At 43.0% G+C, this 15,281-nt stretch carries 12 protein-coding genes and 1 pseudogene; 2 read left to right on the top strand and 11 right to left on the bottom strand.

What is annotated here, in order from left to right; all coding sequences use genetic code 11:
* The first annotated feature begins 366 nt into the window (after nt 1-366).
* Nucleotides 367-699, top strand: coding sequence for a low molecular weight protein tyrosine phosphatase family protein (locus tag PR833_RS13175; protein ID WP_004925512.1), 333 nt, complete (start codon nt 367-369; stop codon nt 697-699).
* Between the two features lie 172 nt (nt 700-871).
* Nucleotides 872-2,455: a hypothetical protein gene (locus PR833_RS13170; RefSeq protein WP_014657568.1), complete on the top strand. Its 1,584-nt coding sequence runs from the start codon at nt 872-874 to the stop codon at nt 2,453-2,455.
* A gap of 41 nt (nt 2,456-2,496) precedes the next feature.
* Here PR833_RS13170 and PR833_RS13165 read toward each other — a convergent pair whose 3' ends face one another.
* The 11 genes and pseudogenes from PR833_RS13165 to PR833_RS13115 all read right to left on the bottom strand — a co-directional run bounded on the left by PR833_RS13165 (nt 2,497) and on the right by PR833_RS13115 (nt 14,796).
* On the bottom strand, nt 2,497-3,093 hold the full coding sequence (locus PR833_RS13165; protein WP_113532846.1) for an RBBP9/YdeN family alpha/beta hydrolase: 597 nt from the start codon (nt 3,091-3,093) through the stop codon (nt 2,497-2,499).
* A gap of 59 nt (nt 3,094-3,152) precedes the next feature.
* On the bottom strand, nt 3,153-3,440 hold the full coding sequence (locus PR833_RS13160; protein WP_004925519.1) for a barstar family protein: 288 nt from the start codon (nt 3,438-3,440) through the stop codon (nt 3,153-3,155).
* Nucleotides 3,441-3,452: 12 nt separating this feature from the next.
* A complete protein-coding gene (locus PR833_RS13155) occupies nt 3,453-3,938 on the bottom strand; it encodes a ribonuclease domain-containing protein (protein ID WP_040132454.1) in 486 nt (161 codons plus the stop codon).
* Nucleotides 3,939-3,952: 14 nt separating this feature from the next.
* The gene (tldD, locus tag PR833_RS13150; RefSeq protein WP_014657565.1) at nt 3,953-5,398 is read right to left on the bottom strand and encodes a metalloprotease TldD; all 1,446 of its coding nucleotides are present in this window, start codon (nt 5,396-5,398) and stop codon (nt 3,953-3,955) included.
* 5 nt (nt 5,399-5,403) lie between these two features.
* Nucleotides 5,404-6,258 (bottom strand): deaminated glutathione amidase, encoded by an 855-nt coding sequence (nit1, locus tag PR833_RS13145; protein ID WP_004925524.1) that lies wholly within the window; start codon nt 6,256-6,258, stop codon nt 5,404-5,406.
* The gene (gene yhdP, locus PR833_RS13140) at nt 6,258-10,052 is read right to left on the bottom strand and encodes an AsmA2 domain-containing protein YhdP (protein WP_071821175.1); all 3,795 of its coding nucleotides are present in this window, start codon (nt 10,050-10,052) and stop codon (nt 6,258-6,260) included. The genes nit1 and yhdP overlap by 1 nt, the downstream gene beginning before the upstream one ends.
* A 22-nt stretch (nt 10,053-10,074) precedes the next feature.
* A complete protein-coding gene (gene rng, locus PR833_RS13135) occupies nt 10,075-11,544 on the bottom strand; it encodes a ribonuclease G (protein ID WP_004925530.1) in 1,470 nt (489 codons plus the stop codon).
* Nucleotides 11,541-12,128 (bottom strand): annotated as a pseudogene (locus PR833_RS13130) (Maf family protein). Before PR833_RS13130 ends, rng begins: the two are co-directional and overlap by 4 nt.
* Before the next feature lie 40 nt (nt 12,129-12,168).
* On the bottom strand, nt 12,169-12,657 hold the full coding sequence (gene mreD / locus PR833_RS13125) for a rod shape-determining protein MreD (RefSeq protein ID WP_004925536.1): 489 nt from the start codon (nt 12,655-12,657) through the stop codon (nt 12,169-12,171).
* Between the two features lie 39 nt (nt 12,658-12,696).
* Nucleotides 12,697-13,665: a rod shape-determining protein MreC gene (gene mreC / locus PR833_RS13120; protein WP_004925539.1), complete on the bottom strand. Its 969-nt coding sequence runs from the start codon at nt 13,663-13,665 to the stop codon at nt 12,697-12,699.
* Nucleotides 13,666-13,752: 87 nt separating this feature from the next.
* A complete protein-coding gene (locus PR833_RS13115) occupies nt 13,753-14,796 on the bottom strand; it encodes a rod shape-determining protein (protein ID WP_014657562.1) in 1,044 nt (347 codons plus the stop codon).
* Nucleotides 14,797-15,281 lie beyond the last annotated feature (485 nt).

The following is a 15,281-nucleotide window of genomic DNA, read 5'->3' as shown; positions in this document are numbered from 1 at the left end:
ATTAGGATATAAATAACGTAATAATCCTAAAAAACGTTAGCTATCTTGCATTTGCTTGATAGTCATACAATGTCTCCGTATGATACTGACGTTAATCATATTCTTACCCGTATTATCGCGGCTGCTATCCCCGATAACCTTATGTGGAAGATATGGATAATTCAAGAAATCGAGCATGGCGTAGAGCCAAAAATAGAATCCACTCGCCGCGAAAAAAACGAGATCGCTTTCCCGCTGAGAAAAACTGGAAACAGATGTATGGGCGTAGGAAAAAATTATTCGCGCGACACAGCTAGGTATGGCATACCCCCAAATCAGTAACAGACAGCTTGCTCTGAAAGGTTTGGAGGAAATACATAACAGTAAATGAATATTTTATTTATTTGTAGTCGTAACCAATGGCGTAGCCCAACCGCAGAGCAAATTTGGCGCCACCATCCAAGCTGGTCGGTACGCTCTGCTGGCACCAGTAGCAATGCAAGACGCCGAATTACCGCAGATTTGCTCCGTTGGGCTGATGTTATTTTTGTCATGGAACAAAAACATAAAGATCGGCTAAAAGCCAATTTTACTCGCCTACTCGAACACAAATCACTTTATGTACTCGATATTCCTGATGAGTATCAATACATGGACCCGCAATTAATTGAGATACTTAAAGATATTGTTCCAAGTTATCTCAGCGAGTTTATCCCGTAAGAAATGACGATAAGTGAAACCTTTTTTAATTACCCTTAAAGAAGGTTTTATCACAAAATTGATTGAGCCAACATCGAACCTACCGTGTTATCTATTTTATGATTAAAAAAACATTTTATTGGCTTATTCAATATAAAAACCCAAATTCAAACACAATAGGATGTTATCAAAAATGAAAAAATGGTTAGCCTCTCTTTTTAAAAAAGGACAAGAAAATTATCCTGTCGTTTGGAATACGAATATCACGCCAATCTATCAGCATTTATTGCCTTGGATAAACGAATTATCCCCACTCCCTGAATCACTGTCTGAGCTCCCAGATACAACTGAAGTCGATGAAAATACAATTCGTTGGGCTAATGGCGCTGAAGATGGTGTATTCAGCCACCACGGAATGGGGGCTTCTGAAATCACTGCTAGCGAAATTTACACTTCACTAAAAAGAGCGCTGGAGAAAAACGACAAAGAATCGGTTTATCATTTCTATCAGCAAGTCGCCGAACAAAGCCCGTTATCTTATATCGACGATCTAATCCATTTAATCGTCGATAAACAAGAGATCCATGCGCCAAAATTGGAAGCCTTTACCGACTGGTTACTCCACAATAGCCCCGATACTAATGTGGTTAAATTGGCCATTTCCTTTACTGTGTTTTTTCCAAGTGATGAACGCCTTAAGACACTTTATTGTCTTGCTTGCCATGATGAATTCACGCTTTACACTATTATCCCAATCCATGCGATGCTCACATCCACATCTGACTATGATGCAATGTGGCTAAAGTTAGCAAAACGTGTTGAAGGCTGGGGGCGCGTACATCTTATTGAACATCTACCCGATGAAATAAGTGAGGAAACCAAGCAATGGATACTGACTACAGGCTATCAAAATAGTGTTATGGTTGAATATACCGCTTGGCACTGTGCAACCTATTGCCACTTGGCAGATGCATTAGAAACACAAAATGATAGCCAATTATTAGTAGCCTCATCCGATATTATTCAAGCGTTGCTAGGCGGTGGACCGGCACGTGATATCAATGACTATGATGATGCTTTTCGTTGTTGCTTCAATTACTTGAGCCGCATTTTAGAACAAGATTATTTATTAGACTATTATTTTACTGTACTCGGCATTAATGATTATTTTCAAGAAAATAGCGAGAAATTTGAAAATAGCACAGCCATCACTTCATTAGCACAAACTATATTGGATAACCCTATATGGGATAAATTAATCGCTCAAGGTTTAAATAGTGATGATGATATCTTATTCCGTAATAGCACCAGTATAGCCAGAGCCCGTGGTCAAGATATCTTCCCTTATCTATACGAAAAACAGTTAAATCATCCTGAGAATGATTTGTGGTTTGAGTTAATGAAAACGAACGATATAGACCAAGTCAAACAAGTGATAGCCTTAGCAGAGCAGCAGCTCCCATTAGAAGCAATATCGACAGGGCCGAGTGATAGCCTTGGTCTTGGTGCTGGCTATGTACAACATGGAAAACTTGATTTTATTTTACAAGAATTACCGCGTTTTCCTGGTGTCGGTTTATCTATGATCCTCTGTGGGTTGCAAAGCCCTGTAGTGCGTAACCGTAATATGGCTCTTAGGGCATTAGCGAATTGGAAAAGAGAAGATTGGCCTCAAGACTTAGAGCCATTGCTGACTCAATGTCATGCCATTGAGCCGGATAACGAAGCCAAGGCAAGATTTGCAGCCCTCTTACGGGGCGAGCCACTTGAAGATTAATAAAATCAGGCTGGTTGACTTCAATCAGCCTTATTTTATATTCAGTTAAATTGAGTTTTTATTGAGTGAAGTAATGTTGGGAATTCTGTATACCCTTCTCTATCAAGGAAATGCCCAGCTTCTTCCTCAATAATCACTTCGGTTTGTAATGCCTTGGCGAGTGTTTGTGATGATTGTGGTGAAACGACCCAATCATTGGTAGAGATAATTGAAATCCTTTTATCTGCTATATCAATTAAATATGGGTAATCCAATCGGCTCAACGTGTGAGGCTTTAATTCAGGTAGTGTGCTTTGCTCCTGATCAAAACCCGCTACTAAAATATAGCCACCGACTTTATTGCCTTTTGCAACCTGCTGCTCTAAAAAGCGCAATACGGTCACACACCCTAGGCTATGCCCAATAAATAGGGTATTTTCATCAATCTCAATTGCTAAATTTTTGAGATGTTGTTGCCACTTTAATGGCTCGGGTGATAGCGGTTCAGGCATTTCAGGTACATACACTAACGCGCCTAACGACGTCAACTCAGCCTTTAACCATGGAAACCAGTTTTTTTCTGGTGAAGCGGTATAACCATGCACAATGACAAACTTCTTACCTTTCAATGACTCATTTTGAGAAACGTCATTTGCCATTTTTATTTCTCCATAACCCTAATCAGTTGGCATATACTATACCATGCATAGTTTAATGGTTATTTAGAATTTTTCGTTATATCTAGGGCGAAAATAAACTCATCTTCCCACATATCTTGTGCATCATTCATTACATCAATAATATCCGAGAATTCTATCCGCTGAGTTGATGTCATGTGGCTAAAAACAATGGTAATAGGCAGCTCTAGCCCCGCAGAGACCATATCCCAAAGAGCATCAAGATTGTGACCAAACCAATTTGGCAGCGAGAACCGTTGTGAAAATTGCAAATAAAAGTCTTCAACTGTTTTGATCTGCCGAAAGTCAAAAACTATTTTTTGGTTCATCGCTGCTATCTCTTAGTTTACCTGCTGGAAGCTTTTATAGTGATCTGTGGTGACATAAATCATGCCATCGGAGGAGTATAGCAAACGGTCTGCACCACGGTGCCCACAGTTGTAATTGATATCAGCCTCATACCATTGACGATTCGGAGCGATGGGTAACCGCTTCTCTCGATTAGAGAACCTATCTCCCCCAATCGCTTTCCCAGGTAGTACATCACACAGGTTACCCTGTTTCGGCTCCCAACCAGCCTGACGAGCCGCTTTTTTCGTGATGTAAAAACTCGGCAATTGCTGATGTTTTTGCATATAGCTCACCACATTTGCCTGTTTGGTTAGTTCATCAATTTTCTGGGGATGCGGCTGTTGTTCTGTTGTTTGCGCTGGCACTGAAGCAGGCCTTTCGGCCTGTTTTTTGTCTTGTTGTTCACCCGCATTAAAATATAAGCTAAGCGCGATCAAGACCGCCATCAACAGCATTGAAATAATCCGTTTATTCATTGCTTAATTCCAATTTATGCGGTGCCGCCAACAGTCATTTTATCCAATTTCAGTGTCGGTTGCCCAACACCAACAGGCACACTTTGCCCTTCTTTTCCGCACACACCCACTCCCTTGTCGAGCGCAAGATCGTTACCTACCATGGAGATTTGCTGCATTGCTTCAACGCCAGAACCAATGAGCGTTGCGCCTTTAACCGGAGAGGTAATTTTGCCATTTTCAATTAGATAAGCTTCAGAAGTTGAAAAAACAAACTTACCGGAAGTAATATCAACCTGACCACCACCAAAATTAGGTGCGTAGATGCCTTTATCCACGCTAGAGATAATCTCTTCAGGCGTTGACGTACCCGGCAACATATAGGTATTGGTCATACGAGGCATTGGTAGGTGCGCATAAGATTCACGACGCGCATTTCCGGTTGGTGCGACCCCCATTAAACGTGCATTCAATTTATCCTGCATGTAATTTTTCAAAATACCATTTTCAATCAAGACATTATACTGACCCGGTACACCTTCATCATCGATGGCTAAAGAGCCTCGACGGCCTGCAATTGTGCCATCATCAACGACAGTACAAAGAGGAGATGCGACCAGCTCACCAATTTGCCCTGAGAAAACAGACGTGCCGCGACGGTTAAAATCACCTTCTAAGCCATGTCCTACCGCTTCGTGAAGCAATACGCCCGGCCAGCCTGCCCCCAATACAACAGGCATCATACCAGCTGGCGCTGCAATCGCTGACAGATTAACCAGTGCCATACGTACCGCTTCTTTCGCATACTGCTCTGCAAGCACTTGTCCTTGATGAATTTCAAGAAAATATTCGTAGCCATAGCGCCCGCCGCCGCCGCTAGCACCGCGCTCACGCTTACCTTCATGCTCCACCAGCACACTGACAGATAAACGAACTAATGGGCGAATATCGGCCGCTAACGTACCGTCCGTTGCTGCTACTAATACTTGCTCATAAACACCCGTTAGGCTTGCATTGACTTCGATCACTCGCGGATCTTCTGCTCTTGCAACCTGATCAATACGGTGCAATAACGCAATTTTGTCCTCTCGTGACAAGCTTTGCAGTGGATCCGTTTCTGAGTATAGCTTCTTGTAGCCCACTTCAGTCAAAATTTGTGATTTACCGTTACCTTGCTCGCTGACGATGCTACGTGCCGCAGTCGCGCTTTGCTGTAACGCCATCAACGAAACCTGATCGGCATAGGCAAATCCCGTTTTTTCGCCACTTATCGCTCTAACACCGACGCCTTGGTCAATGTTATAAGAGCCGTCCTTGATGATGCGATCTTCTAATACCCACGCTTCGTGGTAGCTTGATTGAAAATAGAGATCCGCATAATCAATTTTACGCTCAGATAACAAGCCTAGTGTGTCGTACAGTTTTTGATGGTCAAGACCATTGGCGGCCAGCAAATGTTCGCTGACAGAAGCTAAACTCATATTGGTTACTCTTTTATTGTGTCTTTTTTAATCAATGAAGTCAGTTGCGGCCTAAAGCGGTTATGTTTCACCACTCGGATTTGTTCCCGCATCCCACTTAAATTTTCAGTTTGAATATTTAAAACCGTCGATGCTACAGCATCAACGTTCTTTTTCATAACTTTACCCCAACCATCGACGGCTAAGGTGTGGCCCCACGTTCTGCGCGTACCATGTACACCAACTTGAGCGGGCGCTAATATAAAACATTGGTTCTCTATCGCCCTTGCACGCAGCAGTGGCTCCCAATGTGCTTTACCGGTATAACGCGTGAAAGCGGCAGGTACAGAGATAATCTCAGCCCCCTGCTCACGCAAGGCTTGGAATAAACCAGGGAAGCGGAGATCATAACAGATTGTCATACCTAATCGACCTACAGGCGTATCAACCACCGTGATATGTTCACCACGCTGATAAATAACCGATTCATTATAGGTTCCCTGCTCATCTTCAATATTCACATCAAACATGTGGATCTTGTCATAGCGCGCCTGAATCTGCCCTTGGGAATCAATTAAAATACTGCTGCTCGTAATGCGTTCAGGATCCTCACGGCTGATCAATGGCATTGAGCCAATTAAAATCCAGACATTGTAGCGCTTCGCCATATTGGCAATAGCTTCTTGTAAAGGGCCTTGCCCTTCTTTTTCGGCCTGTTTACGGTAAGTCGCCGCATCTGCGAACAACAAGGCATTTTCAGGTGTCAATACTAGCTCAACAGTCTCTGGCAACTGCTTAATTTGCTGCTCAATCTGTGCCAAATTATGTTTCGTATTTTTACCGCTGCATAACTGCAAAAGTGCAACATTGCCATTTTTCATTACTCTTGAGTCTCCTTTAGCTGACGCAATACTTCATCAATTTTGGGTTCATCCAAGCTTCCTGTCACACGGTAACGTATCACAGAAATTTTGCTCCATAGCGGACCTAATACTTTTGATGCAGCAAAAACCGCTGCACCCGCAATCGGGTTAACTGCAAATGCCGTTGCTACTCCTACTGTAGCAGATATTTCGGGCGTCACGACCGCTTCACCGTTAATTTGGCGTTTCACCAAATCAATTTCCCCACTTAACGTAATATCGGCAACTAACCCATCAATGTACACATCTTTTGCTGATAGAATACCATTACGGATCTTGGCATTACCTTTAATTGAGTCAAAGTCAAAGTCATTACTAAAGGTATCGCGAAAATCAAATTGAAGTTTGCGTAATAGTGCATCAAAACTCACTAGCCGTAACAGTTGGCCCGCTCGCCCTCCGCCCATTTTAGCGATCGCGCCTTTACCAAGCTTACTTGATAACGCGCCATTAAGGGTTGCAATATCTGGCGACCAAGGCACATCTTGCCAATTGAGTTCGAAATCAAGCGTATAAGGTGAACCGATAATAGGAACTAAAATACCATAGTAAGCGGCTGTTTCATCAAATTGCTCCCCACTTAAGGAGCCTGCAATTTGTGTACGGTTTTGTTTACCGCTTTGCCATAAAGCATCTAATTTTAATTGAGTGGCGCTATTACTTAATGTTCCACCACTTAGTTGCAATGTATTTCCTTGCGGCTTCAAGTGGGCACTCAATTTCCCTAATTTTTGTCCACCTGCCCAGCAATCTTGGCAATTAACCGTCATTTCAGGCCAATGGCTAAAATTGAATGAGGAAGAGTCATTGCTACTGGTTGTTTGTTCTCCAGGGAATGCCATTGGGTTGTAATACAGGTAATCGATATTCAGCACCCAAGGCTGTTGAGCAAAAATCTGTAATTCCCCTTTAAGATTTTCGCTTGATACCTTAATTTGCTGCTCTTTAGCCAACAAATTAAATGAGAGGTCTAAATTTTGCCATGCTTGTCCACCTAAAGATAGGGATGGTGTCTTCACTCTCACTGTTTCAGGTAAGCCAATATTTATCGATTTACCACCTTGATCTGCTGAAAAAAATGTATCGACTGTTTTTAACCATTGTGGGTTAGTAATCACTGGCAAATCAGCAAGTAGCATTGATGACTGCGGTAACTCTGGTGGCTTGCCATTCCATTTTGCCAGAGTGCCTTTTTCTAAACGTAATTGTGGTGCTCTCAGATCCCAACGCGTGTTGAAACCAATACGCCGACCAATATCACCGCCTATATTTAAATGTGTCGATGAGCCTTTAGCTGTTGCATTGACCGTCCCTAACTCTTTAAGTAAGCGATCGTCCAATGCAGGGAGGCGGCTTTTCAGTTTTTTTAAACCAGCGGAGAATTCCACGGCAAGAGCCATATCATCGGACGGCGAATGTGGAAGTGTAATTTCAATATGACTGTTCCAATCGCTGGTTCCCGCCACTTTTTGCTTTAATGAATCAGGCAATTGAGCAATTTTTGCTATATCCCAATTTCCCCCTAGATCCACCTTCACTTGGTAATCTTTAGGGTTATCAACCGTTGAAAAATTGACGTCGACAGGTTGCCCCAGCCATTGTGCTTTTAATTTATCACCGACCAAATCGCCGTTGTTAAATTTAAACTGCCCCGTCAACTCCGTGAGCTTACTGTCGATAGGCTTAATCAATAAATCATTTTTATTCAGATTGATATTCCCTTTCGCGTTAACTTCCTTGCCGTGTGCTAACGGAATAGATAAAGCGAGATCACCTGTTACCATGCCTCCAATTTGCAACTCATCTAACGTATTGCCAATCGAGCTTTTCAGTGGTGTCATACTAAAATACTGCTGTATTTGTGAGCCTGTACCCGCTAAATCAGCCTTAATAAATAGCATTTCATTTTGATAATTCGGAATATCAGCGGTTAGCTGTGTGGCTGTTGCTTCACCTAATTTGACACTGTCTGCACGCATTGCCAGACCTGAACGTTTAAAATCAAGGTTAATGTCTAAATTAGATAAAGCAGGCCAACCTTTATCATACTCAAAGGTCGCTTTGCGTAAGGGCACAAAGACTTGGAACTGACCATCGTTCTGATTAAATGGGAAATGTTTAGGGTCACCCTTGAAGACGACTGTCGCATCTTTCGCTTGCCCTGCGATGATAGCGTTTGATAGATAGTCCGCGAGGCTTTCCCCCATCAACTGTTGCGGGAAATAGCGCCACGCTTCTCCCGCATTATCAATATTGACGCCCGCTAAGATGCTCAGGTCAGTATCATCACTTTTTTTCGACTGATAAAAACTAAACTGCCCATTCGCCCATAATGAAGAGGCCTGTATATCCAGTTGGTCGCTCCACAACTTGAATTGATTGTCATCATTTTGCCAATACAGTTGTCCGCGTGCTTTATCAATTTGAAAAGGGGCTTTAAATTGAGGCTCATAGTCAACATAACTCTTATCTAATGTCGCAGAGAGAACCCCTCGCTGCGCATTCCCGACCAAGACACCCGTGAAGTGATCAACCGAAGGGAGTTGTTTCCATTTTTTCCAACTGACATCCTGCCAGTCCATATCAATTTGCGTGTGCTCAAGTTGATCGGGAGTAATATCTAGAGCGAAAACGGATAATAAACCTTTCGGTTGGCGATGCTGCCATTCTTGCACCGTTTCTGGCGTCACAAATGAAAAAGTAGGTAAGATTTCACTAAGGCGCTCTAACTCAATATTTTTAGCTCGGATCCGCCAGTGATCTTTTTGGTGGTATTTCATCGATGAAGGCAGATAAAGTACCGAAACACTCCCATTCGGCCAAATATATTCATTGGTTTTTAATGTATCTAACTCAGGAATATTAAATAACCAGCCTTCCCCTTGCCTTCTCATGCGGATGAGTAAGTCATTAACTTGTAGGTTTTGCGCTAAAGGGGCTTCCCCCCAATTCGCTTCGCCTTGTCGTAACTGCAAGAGGCCGCTATCAATACGATTATTTTTGATGGTAACCCAAGAGGATAAGCTAAAATTGGCATCGCGCAGCCCAGTATTTTCACGTAACCAGCGACTTAACCATGGCTGCATATCTATATTGTCAGCTTGTAGATAAATGGTGCCGTCGCTCAAGATGCCGTTTTTATCTTTAATATCAATTTTGACTTGCAAAAAACCATGCTGCTTGTTGATCGTTTCTAAGCTAACAAACCCTTGGGCACGGTGGCGGCGTTGCTCATTCAACCAAGTTAATTCAGGTAAAATCAGGGTTGTTTTTTGCTCTGATGGCGTCAGAAAGGTCAGTTGGCTATTTTTGAGAGTAAAATGGTTAAATTGCTTTAGAAATAGCCCTTCAATACTATCACTATCAATGGGTTGTGCACGGCCTTCAAAACTAAAAGGCACTTTATAATCGACATTGAGCTGGTAGAAAGTGATGTCACGAAAACGCCATGTTAAGGAAAGTAACGAGCTCCAAATATCGAGTTCAACGGCGATTTTGCTGGCTTTTGCATCGACTTCTTCATTGCGAACAACCACATCGGTTAAGGTCAGAACCGGCCCAAACGATTGCCATGCCCCCTCAATTTCACCTATTTGTAAGGTGATATCCGTGTTTTTTTCAATATAGCCAATGATATCTTGCCGGTAATAGTTGATATTCGGTAAGAAGAAACGTAGCCCAGTGAGCAGCAATGCACCAAGCAGCAGCACGATAGCCGTCGTCATCCATACTACCCGTGGCAGTCGTTTCACCCGTTTCTCCTTCACGTAAAAACTACATCATGATGACATCAAACTGTTCCTGACTGTATAACGATTCAGTCTGAACTTTAACCTGCTTACCGACAAAAATTTCCACTTCCGCAAGGGCATGAGACTCGTCACCAGTCAGTGCATCAACCACTGATTGGGAAGCATAAACTAAGAACCTATCTGCATCGATTGTGCGATGAACACGAACAATTTCTCGTAAAATTTCATAACACACGGTTTCAACCGATTTTACTGTGCCACGCCCTTGGCAAGTTGGGCACACATCACACAAAACATGTTCAAGGCTCTCTCGGGTACGCTTACGCGTCATTTCCACTAGCCCTAGCTGAGAAAAGCCATTGATCGTGGTTTTTACTTTGTCTTTACTAAGCGCCTGCTCCAAAGAGGCTAAAACACGGCGACGGTGCTCGATATCACTCATATCAATAAAATCGATAATAATAATACCGCCCAAATTTCTCAGCCTTAACTGACGAGCAATCGCTTGGGTCGCCTCTATATTGGTGTTAAAGATGGTCTCCTCAAGATTGCGATGCCCTACAAACGCCCCTGTATTGATATCGATTGTCGTCATCGCTTCAGTTTGATCGATAATCAAATAACCACCTGATTTCAATTCGACTTTCCGATCCATCGCGCGTTGGATCTCGTTCTCTACGTCAAACAAATCAAAAATCGGCTGGTTACCTTGATACAATTCAAGCTTAGCTGTCATTTCAGGAACATATTCTTCAATAAACTCCTGTAACTCCTTATAGGTTAGACGAGAATCCACACGAATTCTATCTAATGAAGCCCCCGCAAAATCACGAATTATTCGGTAAGCGAGTGATAATTCGCCATAAATTTTGGTGCGAGTGACATTACGTTTCTTCCGTTCAATGACTTTAGCCCACAAACGTTTGAGAAATGCCGCATCTTGCTTCACTTCATCTTCACCCACCCCTTCAGCAGCGGTGCGTATGATAAAGCCACCATTTTCATCACAATATTGAGACACGCACTCTTTTAAACGCTCGCGTTCACTTTCACTTTCAATGCGCTGTGACACACCAACATGTGAAGCTCCCGGCATAAATACCAGATAGCGAGAAGGCAATGTAATATCTGTCGTGAGCCTTGCACCTTTCGTGCCTAAGGGATCCTTCACGACTTGAACAATCAAGTCTTGCCCTTGTTTAACAAGTTCAGCGATATCTCTAACATGGAAATTCTTTTGCTCATCCCCAGCAATGCACTCGGTATGAGGCATAATATCGGAGGCATGTAAGAAGGCAGCTTTATCCAGACCAATATCAACAAAGGCCGCCTGCATACCGGGCAACACACGGCTCACACGACCTTTGTAGATATTCCCTACAATTCCTCTTTTTGCTTCTCGCTCTACGTGGATTTCTTGCAAAATCCCACCATCAATATAAGCAACGCGCGTTTCAGATGGTGTAACATTTACTAGTAACTCAGCCGTCATGACATCCCCTTACCATCACTTAACGCTAAAAATCGTTGTATTAATTCATCTGTTTCTACTAACGGTAAACCAACAACTGCATGATAGCTGCCATTTATACGCCTTACATAACAGCCACCCTTACCTTGGATCCCATAGGCTCCAGCTTTATCCATAGGCTCCCCTGACTTTATATAATCCTGTATTTCAGTTAAAGATAACTCGCGGAACGTCACATCTGTCACAATCAATGCGCTGAGTGTGCGATCCATATCCGAGATTGCGACAGCCGTCATCACTTGGTGCGTATTTCCCGAAAGGGCTGACAGCATTTCTTAAGCATGCTGTTCATGGCGAGGTTTCTCTAGGATTTGATTATTAAGAACAACAATGGTGTCTGCCCCAATTACCGGGCATTTTTTCGGCGCTATTTTAACCCCCGCCTGTGATTTCTCCCGCGCCAAACGTTGAACATACGCTTCAGGAGTTTCACCCGGTTGCCATTGTTCCTCAACGTTGGGAAGCAAGATATCAAAATGATATCCTAATAGTTGCACAAGCTCTCTTCTTCTCGGCGAACCAGAAGCCAAATAAATATAACTCATAAAACGATATTCCAGAGATAATTGCCAGCCGGTAAAAATCTTAACACACTGAAAACTGACGACGAATTTTCCGTAATAGCAAAAACAGCCATGGCCACAGAATACCATTTACGAGACTATTCCAGAATACTTGAGGGTGGAATAATACCTGAGAAGAGACAAATTCAGCCCAAAAAACAGTCATATCCAGTATGATTGTCAGCAACACAATGATTAAGGCTTGCTGCCACAGCGCCATATTTCTCAGTAATTGGTATTTATAGGAGACAAGATAACAAATAATACTGTATGAAAGGGCGTGAACCCCCAATGCCGAACCTTGAATAGAGTCAACAATAATGCCAAGAATAAAGCTCGTTCCCACACTTACACGGTGCGGTAACGCCATAACCCAGTAGATAAGGATCAAAAGTAACCATGATGGCCGATAAAACGTAAATTGTTCCGGCCATGGGACCAATTGCAAAATCAATGCAATGAAAAAAGAAATCCAAATAATACTGCGACCATTACCGCGATATTCATCCATTTAACTAACCCTCTTTACCCATAGCCATTATACCTTCCTTTATGGTTGGGCTTCTTGAGACATTGATGGAGGTAACGGTGGACCCTGAATTTCACTCGGGTTTGGTAATACTTGTGGGAGCACCTTCATCAGACGCTCATTGGCAGCGCGATAGACCTCTGAAGGCTGTAATGGTGTAACGGCATCGTTATCATTACCCCATAATAGTAACAAATAGCGTAAGCGCTGCAACTCAGCACTTGGCCTTGCGCTAATAATCGTATAAGCCCGCTGAGTATCGTGCTTAACATTAGAGACAACGGCCACAGGGTAGCCTTCAGGGAAACGACCACCTAAACCGGATGTGACCAAAACATCCCCAACGCGAATATCCGTATTTTCAGGCAGTGGCTCTAACTGTAAGTCATCGGCACACCCCGACCCCGCGGCGATCACTCGGATATCATTACGTAATACCTGTACCGGTAGCGCATGGGTCGTGTCACAAATCAGCAAGACGCGACTATTAAATTGGCTAACACCAACGACTTGCCCTACAACCCCTTTATCACTAATGACGGGCTGCCCTTCGTACACATTATCATTTTCACCTTTATCGATAACGACTTGGTCTCGATAAGGCGTGTTCGCTCCCGAGATCACTTGTGTGACCATCATGTGCTCATCTTGACGGAGCGGTGAGCCAAGTAATTCTCTCAGGCGAGCGTTCTCTTGCTTTAATTGTTCGAGCAAAAGACTATCTGCTTTTTTCAACAACAATTCCTGACGCAATGCCTTATTTTCAAACTGGAGTTGTTCACGCGAGGAGAAATTTTCCGAAATATTATCAAGAAATTGACGTGGGCCATTAGCCAAAAAGTAAAATGGGCTAACCGCCGTGTCTAGATAGTTACGGATTTTATTGAAAGGCTCAAAGCGATGATCGATCACGACCAGTGCGATTGCGGCAATAACAGCAATAAAAATACGCAGCTGGAGCGATGGACCTCGCCTAAAAATCGGCTTCATGTATGGCTGTGTTTCACTAAGTTCGGAGGAACAAAAATAGGCAAATCAGCAGCCGGGGCCAAAGCCCCAGCTTGCCTATAGCGTTATTTAGTCATCGCTAAACAGATCGCCACCGTGCATATCAATCATCTCTAGTGCTTTACCGCCACCACGAGCAACACAGGTCAAAGGATCTTCAGCAACGATAACAGGTATACCTGTCTCTTCCATTAGTAAGCGATCAAGGTTACGTAGCAGAGCACCGCCACCAGTTAATACCATACCGCGTTCTGAAATATCAGAAGCTAATTCAGGAGGGCACTGTTCTAATGCTAACATGACAGCACTAACAATACCGGTTAGTGGCTCTTGCAATGCCTCTAAAATTTCATTTGAATTCATTTTGAAGCCGCGCGGCACACCTTCAGCGAGGTTACGACCACGAACTTCTATTTCATAAACTTCATCAGTTGGGTAAGCAGAACCGATACCATGCTTAATACGCTCAGCGGTTGCTTCACCAATTAAAGAGCCATAGTTGCGACGAACATAGTTAATGATCGCCTCATCAAAACGGTCACCCCCAATGCGAACAGAAGAAGAATAGACAACACCATTCAACGAAATAACCGCTACCTCGGTAGTACCACCACCGATATCAACAACCATTGAACCTGTCGCTTCAGAAACCGGCAACCCAGCACCAATTGCCGCAGCCATAGGTTCTTCAATTAAAAAGACTTCACGTGCACCCGCACTTAACGCAGATTCACGAATTGCTTTACGTTCAACTTGAGTTGCGCCAACAGGAACGCAGACCAGCACGCGAGGGCTTGGGCGAAGGAAACTATTGCTATGAACCTGTTTGATAAAATGCTGAAGCATTTTTTCAGTTAAGAAAAAGTCTGCAATAACACCATCTTTCATTGGTCTTATCGCTGAAATGTTACCTGGTGTACGCCCCAGCATTTGCTTAGCTTCACCACCAACAGCCGCGACGCTTTTTGGCGTACCTGAGCGGTCTTGGCGAATAGCGACAACAGAAGGTTCATTTAATTTTACGCCTTGTCCTTTGACATAAATAAGGGTATTGGCCGTACCCAAGTCAATTGACAAGTCATTAGAAAACATGCCACGAAATTTTTTAAACATAACGAAAGGGTTATCCTGCAAGCTGGGGACGAATAAAAACCCGTCTACTCTACCAACCACTTGAAGCTGTCTCAAGGCGTTAATGAGCCGCTTCGAAAAATATGGTTAATCCATCTGTTGTTACAGCACAAATGACTGTACATGCCTCTTTAGAAAACGAAGCAGATAACAACCTTTAAAAAGGGCCATTTATTGGTGAGTAAATTTAACTTATTTATGCATAAATTTATCAACAGACAATAGCACTTTGGTTGTTATATACGCCGTCTTCTCTTCCACCCTGTGTTGACAAGTTTTTATAGCTACAAGTTCAAATAATATTTTGTTATTTTTTTTATTGTTGCACATCGACTAGCTTCACAGCTAAACACGTGCATTTTCTGTATGTTAGTTCCATTACTCACTAAAGAAACTAGGTAATGGTACTTATTCACAAACAGAAATCTTCGTAACGTGATATTTTGCACGATAAAACAGTGTTTATG

This window comes from Providencia sp. PROV189, from assembly GCF_028480065.1.
In the GTDB taxonomy this organism is placed as follows: Bacteria; Pseudomonadota; Gammaproteobacteria; order Enterobacterales; family Enterobacteriaceae; genus Providencia; species Providencia stuartii.
Note: the sequence above shows the minus strand (reverse complement) of the source record. Positions and strands in the feature narration are given on the sequence as shown.